12 protein-coding genes, 1 tRNA gene and 2 riboswitches are annotated in these 16296 nt (G+C 62.2%); of the genes, 8 read left to right on the forward strand and 5 right to left on the reverse strand.

Annotated features, from left to right (window positions below):
- The first annotated feature begins 3 nt into the window (after nucleotides 1–3).
- From RG540_RS18670 to RG540_RS18685, 4 genes are all read left to right on the forward strand, one after another.
- Nucleotides 4–2157 carry a xanthine dehydrogenase family protein molybdopterin-binding subunit gene (locus tag RG540_RS18670; RefSeq protein WP_038590994.1) on the forward strand — a complete coding sequence of 718 codons (2154 nt, stop codon included), beginning with the start codon at nucleotides 4–6 and terminating at the stop codon, nucleotides 2155–2157.
- A 13-nt stretch (nucleotides 2158–2170) separates the two neighbouring features.
- On the forward strand, nucleotides 2171–2824 hold the full coding sequence (locus RG540_RS18675; RefSeq protein ID WP_038590999.1) for a hypothetical protein: 654 nt from the start codon (nucleotides 2171–2173) through the stop codon (nucleotides 2822–2824).
- A 193-nt stretch (nucleotides 2825–3017) separates the two neighbouring features.
- Nucleotides 3018–3092 (forward strand) — tRNA-Gly (locus RG540_RS18680).
- A 228-nt stretch (nucleotides 3093–3320) separates the two neighbouring features.
- Nucleotides 3321–5126, forward strand: coding sequence for a PAS domain S-box protein (locus tag RG540_RS18685; protein WP_038591002.1), 1806 nt, complete (start codon nucleotides 3321–3323; stop codon nucleotides 5124–5126).
- Between the two features lie 55 nt (nucleotides 5127–5181).
- Here the strand turns inward: RG540_RS18685 and RG540_RS31180 are convergent, their stop codons facing one another.
- From RG540_RS31180 to RG540_RS18710, 5 genes are all read right to left on the reverse strand, one after another.
- Entirely contained in the window at nucleotides 5182–7308 is a 2127-nt protein-coding gene (locus RG540_RS31180; RefSeq protein ID WP_051909520.1) for a methyl-accepting chemotaxis protein, read from the reverse strand.
- A 300-nt stretch (nucleotides 7309–7608) separates the two neighbouring features.
- A complete protein-coding gene (locus RG540_RS18695) occupies nucleotides 7609–8646 on the reverse strand; it encodes an aldose epimerase family protein (RefSeq protein WP_407668835.1) in 1038 nt (345 codons plus the stop codon).
- Between the two features lie 96 nt (nucleotides 8647–8742).
- A complete protein-coding gene (locus RG540_RS18700; RefSeq protein ID WP_038591005.1) occupies nucleotides 8743–9924 on the reverse strand; it encodes a vWA domain-containing protein in 1182 nt (393 codons plus the stop codon).
- Between the two features lie 12 nt (nucleotides 9925–9936).
- Nucleotides 9937–10857: a homoserine O-acetyltransferase MetA gene (gene metA / locus RG540_RS18705; RefSeq protein WP_038591008.1), complete on the reverse strand. Its 921-nt coding sequence runs from the start codon at nucleotides 10855–10857 to the stop codon at nucleotides 9937–9939.
- 58 nt (nucleotides 10858–10915) lie between these two features.
- A riboswitch (SAM riboswitch) is annotated at nucleotides 10916–10993 on the reverse strand.
- 53 nt (nucleotides 10994–11046) lie between these two features.
- The gene (locus tag RG540_RS18710) at nucleotides 11047–11886 is read right to left on the reverse strand and encodes an AAA family ATPase (RefSeq protein ID WP_038591011.1); all 840 of its coding nucleotides are present in this window, start codon (nucleotides 11884–11886) and stop codon (nucleotides 11047–11049) included.
- A 94-nt stretch (nucleotides 11887–11980) separates the two neighbouring features.
- On the opposite strand from RG540_RS18710, the gene RG540_RS18715 reads away from it, so the two are divergent.
- The 4 genes from RG540_RS18715 to thiB all read left to right on the forward strand — a co-directional run bounded on the left by RG540_RS18715 (nucleotide 11981) and on the right by thiB (nucleotide 16293).
- Nucleotides 11981–12637, forward strand: coding sequence for a thiamine diphosphokinase (locus RG540_RS18715; protein ID WP_174479301.1), 657 nt, complete (start codon nucleotides 11981–11983; stop codon nucleotides 12635–12637).
- Nucleotides 12638–12640: 3 nt separating this feature from the next.
- Entirely contained in the window at nucleotides 12641–14464 is a 1824-nt protein-coding gene (locus tag RG540_RS18720; RefSeq protein ID WP_038591017.1) for an ABC-F family ATP-binding cassette domain-containing protein, read from the forward strand.
- Between the two features lie 159 nt (nucleotides 14465–14623).
- Nucleotides 14624–15073, forward strand: a complete 450-nt coding sequence (locus tag RG540_RS18725; protein ID WP_038591020.1) for a response regulator — start codon at nucleotides 14624–14626, stop codon at nucleotides 15071–15073.
- 62 nt (nucleotides 15074–15135) lie between these two features.
- Nucleotides 15136–15243, forward strand: a riboswitch (TPP riboswitch).
- 39 nt (nucleotides 15244–15282) lie between these two features.
- Nucleotides 15283–16293 carry a thiamine ABC transporter substrate binding subunit gene (gene thiB, locus RG540_RS18730; RefSeq protein WP_038591023.1) on the forward strand — a complete coding sequence of 337 codons (1011 nt, stop codon included), beginning with the start codon at nucleotides 15283–15285 and terminating at the stop codon, nucleotides 16291–16293.
- Nucleotides 16294–16296: the final 3 nt, after the last annotated feature.

Genomic DNA, 16296 nt, shown 5'->3' on the forward strand with positions numbered 1-16296 from the left:
GCCATGACCATCCAGGACGTCAACACCACCCGCCGCGGTTTTCTCGCCGGCTCGGGTCTCGTCATCGGCGTCGCCATCGCGCCAAAGATGCTCTCCGCCGCGCCGACCGGCGTGCATGCCGGCGGCGACCCGGCGCTGGCCCCGATGAATGCCTTCGTCAAGATCGGCACCGACGACACGGTGACGGTACTCGCCAAGCACATCGAATTCGGCCAGGGCCCGTTCACCGGTCTCGCGACGCTGGTCGCCGAAGAACTCGATGCCGACTGGAGCCAGATGCGCGCCGTCCACTCGCCGACCGACAACAAGGTCTATGCCAACCTGATGTTCGGCCTGCAGGGAACCGGCGGTTCGAGTTCCATCGCCAATTCCTATGAGCAGATGCGCAAGGCCGGCGCCACCGCGCGGGCGATGCTGGTCGCGGCAGCCGCCGAGGACTGGAAGGTGCCAGCTTCCGAGATCACCGTCGAGAAAGGTCGCATCAAGCACGCCGGTTCCGGCAAGGAGAGCGGTTTTGGCGCATTTGCCGAAAAGGCCGCCCGCCAGACGCCGCCCGCGGAGCCGAAACTCAAGGATCCGAAGGATTTCGTGCTGATCGGCACCGAACTGCCGAAACTCGACACCCATGGCAAGACCAACGGCACGGCGATCTTCACGCTCGACATCACGCCTGACAACCTGTTGATCGCCGTCGTTGCCCACCCGGAACATTTCGGTGCGACGGTGAAGAGCTTCAACGATGCCGAAGCCCGCCAGGTGCAGGGTGTGATCGACGTGAAGCAGGTGCCGTCGGGCATCGCCGTCTACGCGGACAACACGTTCGCGGCGCTCAAGGGCCGCGATGCGCTGAGCATCGAATGGGATCTCTCAAAGGCCGAGACCCGCTCCTCGGAAGACCTTTCCGCCGATTACCGGAAACTCTTCGGCGAAAAGGGTCTGGAGGCGGCCAACAACGGCAATGTCGACGACGCTTTCAAGGGCTCCGGCCTGCAGACGGTGGAAGCCGAGATCGTCTTCCCCTTCCTGGCCCATGCGCCGATGGAGCCGCTCGACGCCGTCTTCATCAAGGCGGATGACGGATCGGTCGATATCTATAACGGCGCGCAGTTCCCGGGCATGGACCAGTCGGTCGCCGCCAAGATCCTCGGGCTCGATGAAACGAAGGTGCGGGTGAACACCCAGCTCGCCGGCGGCAGCTTCGGCCGCAAGGCGCAGTTCGGCTCGCCCTACATACAGGAAGCGGCAGCCGTCTATGCCGCAACCGATCGCAGCCGTCCCTTGAAGCACATGTGGACCCGCGAGGACGACATCCGCGGCGGTTATTACCGCCCGATGTATGCTCACAGGATGCGCGGCGCCATCAATGCGCAGGGCCAGATCACCGCCTGGGAACAGGTGATCGTCGGCCAGTCGATCATGGGCAAGGCCGATCTCGACGAGACCTCGGTCGAAGGCGCCTCCAACCTGCCCTACACGATCCCGAACCTGAAGGTCAGCGCCCACAACGTCCAGCTCTCCATCCCGCCGCTCTGGTGGCGGTCGGTGGGCCATACCCATACGGGCTTTGCAGTCGAGACCTTCGTGGACGAGCTGTTCCAGAAGATCGGCAAGGATCCGGTCGAGGGGCGTCTTGCGCTGCTGGGCGAAAAGCCACGCCATGCGGGCGTGCTGAAGAAGGCGGCCGAAATGGCGAACTGGGGCTCGCCTCTGCCGGAAGGCCGCGCCCGCGGCGTTGCGGTGGTCGAAAGCTTCGGCACTTTCGTCGGCCAGATCGTCGAAGTTTCGGTCGGGCCGGAAGGTGCACCGCGTGTCCACAAGGTCTGGTGTGCGGTCGATTGTGGCGTCGCCGTCAATCCGAACGTCATCAAGGCGCAGATGGAAGGCGGCATCGGCTACGGCCTCGGCGCAGTCCTCTTCGATGCGGTGACGTTGGCAAAGGGCGGCAAGATCGTGCAGTCGAACTTCCACGACTACCGGTCGATCCGCATCAACGAGATGCCGGACGTTGCCGTCGAGATCATCAAGTCGAGCGAAAAGCCGAGCGGCGTCGGCGAACCCGGCGTACCGCCCGTCGGCCCGGCGGTTGCCAATGCCTGGCGACGCCTGACCGGAGCACCAGTCCGGCAGCTGCCCATCGTCAACATCGTTTCGGCCTGAGGATCAAACCCCGATGAATTGGAAACTCGCTATCACCGGCGTCGCGACACTCTGTCTTTTCGTGGGCGCCGGCACGCTTCTGTCGCCCGCCTCCGTCGCCCAGGATGCCAGGACAGATGCCAAAGCGCTGAAGCCCGCCGCCTCCTTCCAGTCGATCGCCAACGAGCGGGAACGCTCCGTGGCGCTCTTCCAGGAGGCGGGCAAGGTCATCCAGCACCCGCGCTGCGTCAACTGTCACCCGGCGACCGACCGGCCGCTGCAGGGCGCCAACATGCACCCGCACCAGCCGCCGGTCTTCCGTGGCGACGGCGGCATGGGCCTGCCCGGCATGCAGTGCACCACCTGCCACAGCGCGGAAAACACGCCCGTTGTCGGCCAGGCCGACACGATCAAGAGCATACCGGGCAATCCCGCCTGGCATCTGGCGCCGATCGAAATGGCCTGGGTCGGCAAGTCGCTCGCCCAGATCTGCCAGCAGATCAAGGACCCGGCCCGCAACGGCGGCAAGACCATGGACCAGATCGTCGAGCACATGGCGCATGACGAACTGGTCGGCTGGGGCTGGGACCCAGGTGCAGGGCGCGAACCGGTGCCGGGCACGCAGGCTCAGTTCGGCGAGCTGATCAGCGCCTGGGTGAAGTCCGGAGCAGCCTGCCCTGCCTCCTGAGAATGAAGCGGCCGCCGGTTCCGGCCGGAACCGGCGGTTTGCAGGGGCTTTGGCGGGATCGCGATTTTTCTTGGCGCCAATCGTCATTTCCCTGTTGCATTTGAAAAAGGACTGGGCCATATAGCGCCCGTCGCCGGCAACGAGCCACGACGCCACGGTCAAGCTTTACTACCACGGACCGATGGATTGATGAGCGGGTGTAGCTCAGTGGTAGAGCACAACCTTGCCAAGGTTGGGGTCGAGGGTTCGAATCCCTTCGCCCGCTCCAAATTCCCCTTTCAAGACTATACTCTACCAGCCCGGCCGCAGGGCAAAGATGCTCGACAGCGTCGCACCGGTTGCAGATGCAAAGCGGGCGCTTGCCCCTCCATCACCCTTTCCCCATGAATTTAATGATTCCCCGCATGTTCACCGAATGCGCGAGATGGCATATTGGTTGCAACCGCCCATGCGATATCGCGCCAGTGATTCGGGGGTTGAATGGAGATGTGCCGTCATGGAATCTCGCCCGCACCACCCAAAGCTCAGTCAGAAAACCGCCGTTGAGACCATGCAACGGCTCGAGGGCATCGTCGCCTCTGCTATGGACGGGATCATCACCATCGATGACGAGCAACGGGTGATCCTGTTCAATCCGGCCGCGGAGCGCATGTTCGGCCTGCCGGCCAACGAGGCGCTTGGCCAGCACATCTCCCGTTTCATGCCGGAACGCCATCGTCCGGCCCATGCGGCGCACATTCATCGTTTCACCGAAACCGGCGTAACCAACCGCCAGATGGGATCGCTCGGTGCAATCAGCGGCCTGCGCGCAGACGGCAAGGAGTTTCCGATCGAGGCGTCGATCTCGCAGGTCGAGATCGGCGGCGAGCGGCTGGCCACCGTCATCCTGCGCGACATCACCGAGCGAAAGGCCGCGGAGGATGCCCTGCTGGAAAGCCGGCGACGCATGGAGGGCATCGTGGAATCCGCGATGGACGCGCTGATTACCGTCGATGAAGGCCAGCAGATCGTGCTGTTCAACCCGGCCGCCGAGCGCATGTTCGGCATCGCGGCCAAGGATGCGATCGGCTCGCCGATCGAACGCTTCATCCCCGAGCGGTTTCGGCATGGGCATGCCGCACATATCCGCCTCTTCAAGGAGACCGGCGTTACAAACCGCCGGATGGGCGCATTGGGGGCGATCAGCGGCCTGCGCGCCAATGGTGAGGAATTCCCGGTCGAGGCGTCGATTTCGCAGGTCCGGATCGGCGATGGAAAGCTGGCAACGGTCATCTTGCGCGATATCACCGAACGCAAGGCCAACGAGGATTCCCGCCAGCTATTGGCCCGCGAGGTCGATCACCGGGCCAAGAACGCCCTGGCTGTGGTGCAGGCCCTGGTCTCCCTGACCCGTGCCGAAACCAAGGAGGCTTTCATCGTTGCAGTTCGAGGCCGCGTTTCGGCGCTGAGCCGCGCCCATTCGCTGCTCGCCCAGAACCGGTGGGAGGGCGGAGATCTCGCAGCGGTCCTCACCGAGGAAACCCGGGCCTATCAGAGCGTCAACCAGCTGATGATCGGCGGGCCTTCAGTCACTCTCACCCCCAATGCCGTGCAGCCGGTCAGCCTCCTCATCCACGAGCTTGCCACCAACGCCGTCAAATACGGGGCATTGTCGGTCACAGAAGGGCGCGTCGATGTCTCCTGGCGCATCCTGCCCTCCCTGGAACTGGAGCTCCGCTGGACCGAGACCGGCGGCCCGGCCGTGCAGAAGCCGGAAACAAGGGGTTTCGGCTCCACTCTGGTGACGGAAGTCGCCACCCGTCAATTGGCGGGTGAACTCGACATCAGCTGGCCACCAACCGGCATGCGCCTGATCGCGACGCTGCCCCGATCCGTCTATCGGCCCGACATTTCAACCGGCTCAGTTTCCGGCGAGGAGGTCGCGCCCAAATCGCTGGAGGCCGGTTCGGCGGGGCGGATACTTGTCGTCGAGGACGAGACCCTCATCGCTATGGAGCTCTGCAACGAACTTGAATCGCGTGGCTGGGAAATCATCGGACCAGCGGCAACTACCGATGAAGCCATGCGCCTGGTCGGCGGCTCGCAACTTCCCGACGTCGCCGTCCTCGATGTCAATCTCGGGGGAAACCCCGTCTACCCATTTGCGGAATGGCTGCAGACCCATGGCGTGCCCTTCCTGTTCTGCACCGGATACGAGCAGCTCGACGATCACCACAGCTTCAAAAACCGGACGACCATTCGAAAACCGGTGAACATGACGCTGCTGGAAGGAGAGCTGCGCCGCATCCGTCAACTGACATGACCAGAAAACGCCGCCGGCTTTCGGCCAGCGGCGTCGTCAATCCGGAAAAGCCCGATTAGGCCGCGCGCGAGCGATAACCGCCGGAAGCATAGGTCTGCGAGGGTGCACCGCCATTTGTCTTGAAGCGGGCCATCATGTCGGCGAGGCTGTCGGTTTCCTGCGTCAGGCTCTGGGCGGCGGCAGTGGTTTCTTCCACCATCGCGGCGTTCTGCTGGGTCACCTTGTCCATCTGGTCGGCGGAGGCCGCCACTTCGCGCAGGCTCATCGCCTGCTCGCTGGTGCTTGAGCTGATCGTGTTGACGAACGTGCTCATCTGCGCGACTTCGCCGACGATGTCGTCGAGCGACTTGCCGGAAGCGGTGACGAGCTCGACGCCCTGCTTGACCTGCGCGGACGATGTCGAGATCAGCGTCTTGATCTCCTTGGCGGCATCGGCCGAACGCTGGGCGAGCCCGCGGACCTCCTGGGCGACGACTGCGAACCCGCGACCAGCCTCGCCGGCGCGGGCGGCTTCGACCCCTGCGTTGAGGGCGAGAAGGTTGGTCTGGAAGGCGATGTCGTCGATCACGCCGATGATCCGGCTGATCTGCTCGGCCGAGCCTTCGATGGCAGCCATGGCGGCGACCGCACTGGCGACGATCTCGCCGCCGCGCTGGGCCTTCTGCTGCGCAAGCGATGCGACGCCCTGGGCGCGGCTTGCGCCGCCGGCGCTGTCGTTGACGGCCGAGGTCACCTGGCCGAGAGCGGCAACCGTCTCTTCAAGGCTTGCGGCCTGCTGTTCCGTGCGCTTGGCAAGATCGTTGGAGGCGATCGAGATTTCCTGCAGACCCGCGCGGATCGTGCCGACGGCTCCGACGACCGAGCCGATCGCCTCTTCGAGATTGCCGACCGAACTGTTGAACTTGGCGCGGATCGGCTCGAATTCTGCTGCGACGGCACCGTCCATACGGACCGTCAGATCGCCGCCGGCAAGCTGGTTGAAGCCTTCCTCGATCGCATAGACGAAAGCGCGCAGGTCCTCGCCCTTGGCACTGTCGATCGCCGACTGGCGCTGGCGCTGATGTTCCTGCGCCTCGCGGGCCTCCGACGCCTGGTGCTCCAGCCGAACATTCTCCTCGGCTGATGCCTTGAAGACCTGGACGGCACGCGCCATTGCTCCGATCTCGTCCTGGCGCTCCTGGCCTTCCACCTTGGCGCTAAGATCGCCGGCGGCAAGCTTCGCCATCGTCACGGTCAGGCGACGGACCGTGCCGCCGAGTGAGCGGGCAAAGATCAGGAAGCCGATCAGCGACAGGATCGAAACGGCGACAGTGCCGAGTGCGGTCATCCACAGCGCCGTCTCGCTGGCCGTAACCAGCGGCGTGATATCAGAGGCGATTTCGAGAACGCCGACCTTGGTGCCCGAGAAGTCGAGGAGCGGCACCGCCTCGACGGCGTAATGCTTGCCGCCGATATCCGCATAACGCCGCACGGAACCCTTGTCATAGGCCTCCTGAAGCTCGGCGCCGCTCAGGATCGGCTCGCCGCCAAAGGTGGAAGCCTGCTTGTCGAACTTGTCGGCACCCTTGGTGTAGAGCGCGACATAGGCGTTCGCTTCCTTGGTCAGGCGGGAGAAATAGGCATCGACGAGCTTCAGCCCGACATCCACCACACCGACGACCTTGCCGTCCGTGACGACGGGGGCGGTTGCAAACAGGCTGACGGCGGTGCGACCGGTCTCGATGCCGACCACCAGTTTCTTGTCGCTGAGCGAAGTCGCGACCATCTTGCGGCGTGCCTTGATGTTGTCGCCGAAGACATCCGGATCGTGCACGCGGGCAACCGCATCGGCCGCCGCGGTGCTGAAGGTGATCATTTCAAGCCCGCTCGCGTCCTTGACGCTCTTCATGCTGGCATAGCGGGAGAGCAGGCCCTGCCGATCGTTGGCGAGAATGAGCGGGGAAGTTTCCGGCAGGGAAGCGATCGTCAGCGCCAGCGCGGAAGCGGCACGCCCCTGGGCGGCCATGTCGTCCTGGATGACCGCGAGATCGCTATCAAGCTCCGTCTGCAGCGCCTGCTCGGTCATGCTCGACTGGCGTTCCCATGCAAGCCCGCCGATTACCACGCTCGCGAAAAGCACGGCTGCAAAACCGAAGAAGGTAAGCCGTCTCGACAATGGCTTCCTGATGCTGATCTCGTTCATATGTCCCTCGAATTGTGCTCTGCAAAAGCAAAGGGCTGCCGCCCGGCGGGTGGCAATGCCAATCCTGAAGAAAACTATGTCGAAATCGGTTGAAATTTAACTAATGTCAAAATCCCATTGCGTTCCACAATGTAAAACACGAGGCGGTAACTTTGCTCCGGAAACCGTGCGCCGCGGTAGCGTTACAACTGGAATCCACGGCTTACCGATTTTACATGGATACCGAAGCAAGCCCCGTTTGAATGACAAGAGTTATTTGAATGTGTCGGCATGAGCTGGTCCGGACGCGGCCCGCTGCGATCATTGTTTCGAAAAGACATAGTCGGTTTCCTGCCGCAACACCTCGCCCGGGCGCAGCACCGCATTCGGGAAGTTGGCGTGGTTGATGGCATCCGGCCAGACCTGGGTTTCCAGGCAGAACCCGGCAAAAGCCCCATATCGGCGGCCATCGAGGCCCGGCACGGGGATCTGCGACAGCTTGAAAGCGGCATAAAGCTGCACGCCGGGCTCGGTGGTGCGAACCTCCAACGACACGCCGGAATGGATGCTGCGCGCCAAAGCCACCGCACGTTTGGCCGTTCGCTCCGGCGACAGGCAGAAGTTATGATCGAACAGGACCTGAGCCTCGCCGTCGAACCGCTTCATCGGCCCCATGTCGCGCAGGTCGAAAGGCGTGCCCGCGACCGGCATCAATTCGCCGGTCGGCACCTGATTGTCGTCAAGGACGAGCACATGGTCGGCTGCGATCATGATGTCATGACCGAGCGCATCCTCGTGGCCGTCGAGGTTGAAATAGGTATGCTGGCAGATATTGGCGAGCGTCGGCTGATCCGTGGTGGATTGGTAGACGACGGAAAGAACGCCGTCACTTTTGAGTTGGTAGATCGCGGTGATCGTGCAGTTTCCAGGATAACCCGCACGGCCGTCGGGATCGGTGATCCGCAGCACCACCTTGTCGGCAGCATGCTCGACGATCGTCCAGTTGCTGCGGCCGATGCCATCCGAGCCGCCATGGAGATGGGTGACGCCCCGTTCGTTCAGTTCCAGCTGATATTGCTTCCCATCCAGCGTGAAGCGGCCACCGCCGATACGGTTGGACGAACGGCCGGGCGTCGCGCCGAAATATGGGGAATGCTTCAGATAGTCCTCAAACCGTCCGAAGCCGAGCACGAGCGGCGGCTGATGGCCGTCGAGCCGGAGGTCCTGGATCACCGCGCCCCAGGTGATGACACTGGCGGTGAGCCCGCCGCCGGAGATCCGGACACGATAGACGGTTTCGCCCTTTTCCGTGGTGCCGAAAACTTCGAAATTCTGGTCCGCCATATTCTGGTCCGCCATGAGACTGCTCCTCCACCAATATGTTTTGCGGCAAACTGCGCGATTTGACGGCAGGCCGCAACGCCGGTGACCGATAAAGTTCATGGAAAAGCAAAGTCAGCGGGTGAGCGCGCGCGTCGCCTGTTCCAACCCGCCGAGCGTCAGCGGAAACATCCGTTCGGTCATCAGCTGCCGCATCACCCCGATCGAGGTCGTATGGCTCCAATGGTCCTGCGGCAGCGGATTGAGCCAGACGCAGCGATGGAAGTGGTCGGTGACGCGCCTGATCCAGGCCTCGCCCGGTTCCTGGTTCCAATGCTCCACCGAACCGCCCGTATGGGTGATCTCATAGGGGCTCATCGAGGCATCCCCGACGAAGATCACCTTGTAGTCGGCGCCATAACTGCGGATGAGGTCGAGCGTCGGCGTCCGGTCGGCCCGGCGGCGGTTCTCTCGCCACACGCCTTCATAGAGGCAGTTGTGGAAGTAGAAATGCTCCATATGCTTGAACTCGGCGCGGGCTGCCGAGAACAGCTCTTCGACCACCCGGATATGGTCGTCCATCGACCCTCCGACATCGAAGAACATCAGCAGCTTCACCGCGTTGCGTCGTTCCGGCCGGGTCTGGACGTCGAGATAACCATGCTCGGCAGTAGAGCGGATCGTGCCCGGCAGATCGAACTCCTCGATCGCCCCTTCCCGCACCCAGCGGCGCAGCCGCTTCAGCGCAAGCTTGATGTTGCGGGTGCCGAGCTCCACCTTGTCATCGAAATCGGCGAACTCGCGCTTGTCCCAGACTTTTACCGCCCGGCGGTGACGGGACTGGTCCTGGCCGATCCGCACGCCTTCCGGATTATAGCCATAAGCGCCGAAAGGTGACATGCCGCCAGTGCCGATCCATTTCGAGCCGCCCTGATGCCGACCCCTCTGCTCCTCGAGCCGCTGGCGCAGGGTCTCCATCAGCTTCTCGAACCCGCCGAGCGACTCGACGAGCTTCTTCTCTTCGTCGCTCAGATGCTTTTCTGTGAGCTTGCGCAGCCATTCCTCAGGGATATTGGCGGCGTCCAGGCCAGGCTCCCCGGAGACCATTTCGAGCCCGCGGAAATAGGACGAAAAGACCCGGTCGAACTTGTCGATATGCCGCTCGTCCTTCACCAGCGCCGTGCGGGCGAGGAAATAGAAGGCCTCCACGTCGAAATCCGCGATCCCTTCTTCCACCCCTTCCAGAAGGTCGAGGAATTCCCGGAGTGTTACCGGGATCTTCGCTTCTTTGAGGTGAAGGAAGAAGGGAATGAACATCGCGTCGAAAACCTATTCGGTACCGATCTTCTCCGGATCATAAGGGGTCGTCTGGTAGATCTCGTTGATCCAGTTGCCGAACAGAAGATGTGCATGGCTGCGCCAACGGTTCAAGGGCGTCAGCGTGTCGTCGTTATGCGGGAAGTAGTTATGCGGCATCTTGATCGGTACGCCGGCATTGACGTCCCGGAAATATTCGTCGGCCAGCGAGGTGGAGTCGTATTCCACATGGTTGAACATGTAGAGCCGCTTGCCGGCCTTCTCGTGCACCAGGCAGATACCCATTTCCTCGGATTCCATCAGGATTTCGAGGTTCGGGTTCTTCTCGATATCGGCGCGGCGGACTTCCGTCCAGCGCGATACCGGCACCTGGAAATCGTCCGAAAAGCCGTTGAGATAGATCGAGGACGGCACGAGGTTGCGATGGCGATAGACGCCGAACGCCTTTTCCTTGAGCTCGTATTTCGGCACGCCATGGAAATGGTAGATCGCCGCCATCGCGCCCCAGCAGACATTCATGGTCGAATGCACGTTGGTCGCGGTCCAGTCGAGGATTTGTCTCATCTCGTCCCAATAGGTGACGTCCTCGAAGGGAAGTGTCTCGATCGGTGCGCCAGTAATGATGAAACCGTCGAACTTGCGGTGCTTCACCTCTTCCCAAGTTTCATAGAAGGAAAGGAGATGATCCTCCGACGTGTTCTTCGCCTTGTGGCCGCCGACGCGGATCAGCGAGAATTCGACCTGCAGCGGCGAGGCGCCGACGAGGCGCGCCATCTGCAGCTCGGTCTTGATCTTGTTCGGCATGAGGTTGAGCAGCCCGATCTGCAGCGGACGAATGTCCTGCCGCACCGCCATGGTTTCGGTCATCACCCGGACGCCCTCGGAAACGAGGGTGCTGTATGCGGGCAGCGTATCGGGAATCTTGATCGGCATGTCTCAACCCAACAAAAATAAAACCGGCGGCAAAATAAATCGCGACCGGTCCGTGGGAAGACATCTTCTCGCGGCCCTTTAGCGACTTTTTTAACGTGGCTGCAAGCCGGCCGGCCAAATCACCACGAATTCTCGAGAGTTCAAATACGCCTTGCTACAGGCCCCGTCAATGGGAGCAAAATCTTCCGCTTACCGCTCCCGCCGCGCCATGAAGGCCATTCGCTCGAAGAGATGCACGTCCTGCTCGTTCTTGAGGAGAGCGCCATGCAACTTCGGCAGCGCGTTCCGGGCGTCGCCGCGCAGATCCGATGGGTCGACATCGTCCGAGACCAGCAGCCGGATCCAGTCGAGCGCTTCGGAGGTCGAGGGCTTTTTCTTCAGCCCCGGCATCTCGCGGATCTCGTAGAATTGGGTGAGCGCATTGCGCACCAGCGCCTGCTTGATGCCGGGGTAATGGACCTCGACGATGCGGGCGAGCGTATCGACGTCCGGGAAGCGGATATAATGGAAGAAACAGCGGCGCAGGAAGGCGTCCGGCAGTTCCTTCTCGTTGTTGGAGGTGATGATGACAATCGGCCGGACCTTGGCGCACACCATTTCACCGGTCTCGTAGACATGGAATTCCATGCGGTCGAGCTCCTGCAGCAGGTCGTTCGGGAACTCGATATCCGCCTTGTCGATCTCGTCGATCAGCAGGACGAGCTTCCTGTCGGAGGCAAACGCCTGCCATAGCTTGCCGCGGCGGATATAGTTGGCCACGTCGTGGACGCGTTCGTCGCCGAGTTGGCTGTCGCGCAGCCGCGAGACGGCGTCGTATTCGTAGAGCCCCTGCTGCGCCTTGGTGGTGGACTTGATGTTCCACTCGATCAGATCGAGCCCGAGGGCGGCGGCCACCTGCCGCGCAAGCTCGGTCTTGCCGGTGCCGGGCTCGCCTTTCACCAGCAGCGGACGTTCGAGCCGGATCGCAGCATTGACCGCCACCATCAGATCCTTGTCGGCAATATAGTCAGCTGTACCCTGAAACTGCATCTCGTGATCCTGATCGGTAAACGCGCCGCAAACTAAAAGCTCACCCGCGGCGGTGCAACAGCTTTCCCTTTCCATCGGCTTTGCGCTATGGGCAATGCACATGACCCATTCGACCTTCACCATTCTGCTCGGCGGCAGTCTCACCGTCACCGACCGCCTGCGGGACGCGATCGACGGCAGCCGCTTCATCGCGGCCGACAGCGGCATGCGCCATGCGGTGGCGCTCGGCGTGAAGCCGGAACTCTGGGTCGGCGATTTCGACTCCTCGGATGCCGCGCTGATAGCGCAGTTCCCGGACGTCGAGCGACAGACCTACCCGCCCGCCAAGTCCGAAACCGACGGCGAGATCGCAACCTCGGAAGCGACCGACCGCGGTGCCACAAGACTGATCTTCGTCGGCGCACTCGGCGGCGAGCGCAGCGACCATGCGCTCCAGCACCTCTTTCACGCCATGGGCCTTGCCGAACGCGGCCTCGATATCCTGCTGACGTCAGGCGACGAGGAAGCCTTGCCGCTGCTGCCGGGCGCAAGGACGCTCGACCTGCCGAAGGGTTCGCTGTTTTCGGTCATCGGTTTTTCCGACCTGGAAGGGCTCGATATCATCGGCGCACGTTATCCGCTCGACAACTTCTCACTCCCCTTCGGCTCCTCGCGCACCGTCTCGAACGTTGCGGAAGGCCAGGTGGATTTCCATTTGAGGAAGGGCAAGGCCATGATCCTTGCCCGCCCCCACGACTTTACAGGAGCCTGACTGTTGGCGCCCCCAATTCTGAAACTTGACGATATTTTCCTGAGCTTCGGCGGCGCGCCGCTTCTCGCCGGTGCCGGCATGCAGGTGGAGCCGGGCGACCGGATCTGCCTCGTCGGCCGCAACGGTTCCGGCAAATCGACGCTGATGAAGATCGCCGCCGGCATGGTCGAGCCCCAATCGGGCGAGGTGTTCCGCCATCCCTCCTCGACCATCCGCTATCTCGAACAGGCGCCGGATTTCGCCGATTATTCGACGGTGCAGGCCTACGCCGAAGCGGGCCTTGGCCCGGGCGACGATCCCTACCGCGTCACTTACCTGCTCGAACATCTGGGCCTCACCGGCCAGGAACACCCGAACACGCTCTCCGGCGGAGAATCCCGACGCGCAGCACTGGCCCGCGTCATGGCGCCCGAGCCGGACATCCTGATGCTCGACGAGCCGACCAACCATCTCGACCTGCCGACCATCGAATGGCTGGAAGAGGAGCTGCGCAAGACGAGAAGCGCGCTGGTGGTGATCTCGCATGACCGTCGCTTCCTCGAAAAAGTCTCGAATGCCACGGTCTGGCTCGATCGCGGCACCTCGCGACGCCTGAACCGCGGTTTCGGCGATTTCGAAGCCTGGCGCGACGAGGTGCTGGAGGCGGAAGAGCTGGAACAGCACAAGCTCGGCAAGGCGATCGAGCGCGAGGAGCACTGGCTGCGCTACGGCGTGACGGCCCGCCGCAAGCGCAACATGCGCCGCCTCGGCGAGCTTCACACGATGCGCGGCAATTACCGCGGTCACAAGGGGCCGCAGGGCACGGTGCAGGCGAGCGTCAGCGAAGGCCGCGAATCCGGCAAGCTGGTCATCGAGGCCGAGTTCATCACCAAAAATTATGACGAGCGGATCATCGTCGCGCCGTTCTCGATCCGCGTGCATCGCGGCGACTGCATCGGTCTCGTCGGCCCGAACGGCGCCGGCAAGACCACGCTCCTGAAAATGCTGACCGGCCAGCTGGCGCCCGACACCGGTACCGTCAAGCTCGGTACAAATCTGGAAATCGCGACACTCGACCAGAAACGCGAGGATCTGGACCCCGAGGACACGCTGTCCCATTATCTGACGGATGGACGCGGCGAGACGCTGCTGGTCAACGGCGAACAGCGGCATGTCGCAGGCTACATGAAGGACTTCCTGTTCCAGCCGGAGCAGATCAGGACACCGATCAAGAACCTGTCGGGCGGCGAGCGCGCCCGGCTGATGCTGGCCCGCATCATGGCCCGGCCGTCCAACCTGCTGATCCTCGACGAACCGACCAACGACCTCGACATCGAGACGCTGGATCTGCTGCAGGAAATCGTCGCCGGCTATACCGGCACCGTCATCCTCGTCAGCCACGACCGCGACTTCCTCGATCGCACCGTGACCTCGACCATCGCCCCCGCCAATCCGGACGCACCGGACGGCCGCTGGATCGAATATGCCGGCGGCTACACGGACATGCTGGCGCAGCGCAAGGGCGCGCTGGAGGAAAGGCGCCGCACGGAGAAAGCCGACAGGGCAAAAACCGATACTGCGGCACCGGCTTCCGGCACCAACAAGGGCAAAGGCAAGCTTTCCTTCAAGCAGAAATTCGCGCTCGAGAACCTGCCGAAGGAAATGGCGAAAGCCGAGGCCGAGATCGCCGCCCGCGAGAAGAAGATGGCCGATCCCAACCTCTTCACCAAGGATCCCGCCGCCTTCAACAAGCTGGCTGCGGAGATGGAAAAGCTGCGCCAAAGCATCAGCAAAATGGAAGAAGAATGGCTGGAGCTCGAAATGCTGCGTGAGGAAATCGAGGGCTAGTTTGCGATTTATTAAGCTTAACAGATAGTTAGCTGAAAAAATATTTGTCGCGGACCGGAACATATGATGTCCCGAGACGTTCTGGGTATGAATAGTGGTCGAAATGTCCCGGGGACGCATCGGCCTGCCAGGAACCGATCAACCGAATAGGGACATCCAATGCTGACAAATGTTACGCGTCGTCGGCTGGCCGCTGAGGCGATGAATCAGAGAGTTATGATTGTCGAAGACGAGTTTCTGATCGCGCTCGATGTTGCCGAGACGATCGAAGCCATGGGCCTTAAAGTCGCCGGTTTTGCCAATGCCCGCAAACACGCCCTGGCGCTCGCCGCCTATGCCGATATCGCCCTGGTCGACGTCAATCTCTCGGACGGCCGGACCGGTCCGGAGATCGGCCGAGAGCTTGCCGAGCAATATGGCATCACCGTCGTCTTCATGACGGGTAATCCGGACGATGTGGAAGCCGGCGTCAAGGGCTCGCTCGGCGTTCTCACCAAACCGGTCATGCCTGACGTAGTCGAGAAGACGATCGACTACGCCGTTGCCAACCGACTCGGCGGCATGGCGATCGTTCCGCGTGAACTGAAAGTGTTTCCGCAGAACCACTGAGCCAATGTTGCTCCTACCGAGTGCGCCTCTTGCCAGCCATTCGCCTCACCGCTAAATCTGATCTCGCTCTAACGGGGTGCCGCGCGTTTTCGCGCGGCTGAGAGGCTTCTGGCCAACCCGCGGAACCTGATCCGGTTAACACCGGCGGAGGGATTAGACGGCTCTTTATCAGCGCCTATTCCCCTTGTTAGCAAAAAGAGGAGGCGCTGATGCGCAAGACCATTCTTTCGATATTTGCGGCCGCTGCCGCTTGTTCCCTTTCCGCGCCGGCCGAAGCGCAGCAAAAGACGCTGACCATCTACACTTATGAGAGCTTCATCTCCGATTGGGGTCCCGGTCCCAAGGTCAAGGAAGCCTTCGAAAAGACCTGCGCCTGCAGGCTGAATTTCGTCGGCGTCGCCGATGGCGTGGCGCTTCTCACCCGCCTGAAGCTGGAAGGCAAAGGCACCGACGCCGATATCGCGCTCGGCGTCGATACCAACCTGATCTCCGAGGCCAAGGCGACCGGTCTGTTCGAGCCGCATGGGCTCGACGTCTCGGCCGCCAAGGTCCCCGGCAATTACAGCGACGACACGTTCATCCCCTACGATTACGGCCATTTCGCCGTTGTCTATGATACCCAGGCGATAAAGAACCCGCCGAAGAGCCTGAAGGAACTGGTGGAAGGCGATCCGGCACAGAAGATCGCCATCGAGGATCCGCGCACCTCAACACCCGGCCTCGGCCTGTTGCTCTGGGTAAAATCGGTCTATGGCGACAAGGCACCGGAGGCCTGGGCCAAGCTCAGGAAACGCGTGCTGACTGTCACGCCAGGCTGGTCGGAGGCCTATGGCCTGTTCACCAAGGGCGAAGTGCCGATGGTGTTTTCCTACACGACCTCGCCCGCCTATCACGTGGTCGAGGAGAAGACGGACCGCTACCAGGCTGCCTCCTTCTCAGAAGGCCACTATATCCAGATCGAGGTCGCCGGCCTGCTGAAGGGGGCGAAGGAAAAGGATCTGGCGAAACAGTTCCTGAAATTCATGGTCTCACCGGCCTTCCAGGATGTCATCCCGACCACCAACTGGATGATGCCGGCCGCCAAGACTTCCCAGCCACTCCCCGACGCGTTCAACAAGCTGGTGCAGCCGACGAAAACTTTCCTGATGGGGTCGAACGAGGTGGCCAAGAACCGGCAGGCCTGGATCGACGAATGGCTGACCGCCATGAGCCTGAACTGATCC

Source organism: Neorhizobium galegae bv. orientalis str. HAMBI 540, from assembly GCF_000731315.1.
Taxonomy (GTDB): Bacteria; Pseudomonadota; Alphaproteobacteria; order Rhizobiales; family Rhizobiaceae; genus Neorhizobium; species Neorhizobium galegae.

Coding starts and splice junctions, on each gene's coding strand:
- RG540_RS18670 (WP_038590994.1), top strand. CDS start 4: ATGACCATCCAGGACGTCAACACCACCCGCCGCGGTTTTCTCGCCGGC.
- RG540_RS18675 (WP_038590999.1), top strand. CDS start 2,171: ATGAATTGGAAACTCGCTATCACCGGCGTCGCGACACTCTGTCTTTTC.
- RG540_RS18685 (WP_038591002.1), top strand. CDS start 3,321: ATGGAATCTCGCCCGCACCACCCAAAGCTCAGTCAGAAAACCGCCGTT.
- RG540_RS31180 (WP_051909520.1), bottom strand. CDS start 7,308: ATGAACGAGATCAGCATCAGGAAGCCATTGTCGAGACGGCTTACCTTC.
- RG540_RS18695 (WP_407668835.1), bottom strand. CDS start 8,646: ATGGCGGACCAGAATATGGCGGACCAGAATTTCGAAGTTTTCGGCACC.
- RG540_RS18700 (WP_038591005.1), bottom strand. CDS start 9,924: ATGTTCATTCCCTTCTTCCTTCACCTCAAAGAAGCGAAGATCCCGGTA.
- metA (WP_038591008.1), bottom strand. CDS start 10,857: ATGCCGATCAAGATTCCCGATACGCTGCCCGCATACAGCACCCTCGTT.
- RG540_RS18710 (WP_038591011.1), bottom strand. CDS start 11,886: ATGCAGTTTCAGGGTACAGCTGACTATATTGCCGACAAGGATCTGATG.
- RG540_RS18715 (WP_174479301.1), top strand. CDS start 11,981: ATGCACATGACCCATTCGACCTTCACCATTCTGCTCGGCGGCAGTCTC.
- RG540_RS18725 (WP_038591020.1), top strand. CDS start 14,624: ATGCTGACAAATGTTACGCGTCGTCGGCTGGCCGCTGAGGCGATGAAT.
- thiB (WP_038591023.1), top strand. CDS start 15,283: ATGCGCAAGACCATTCTTTCGATATTTGCGGCCGCTGCCGCTTGTTCC.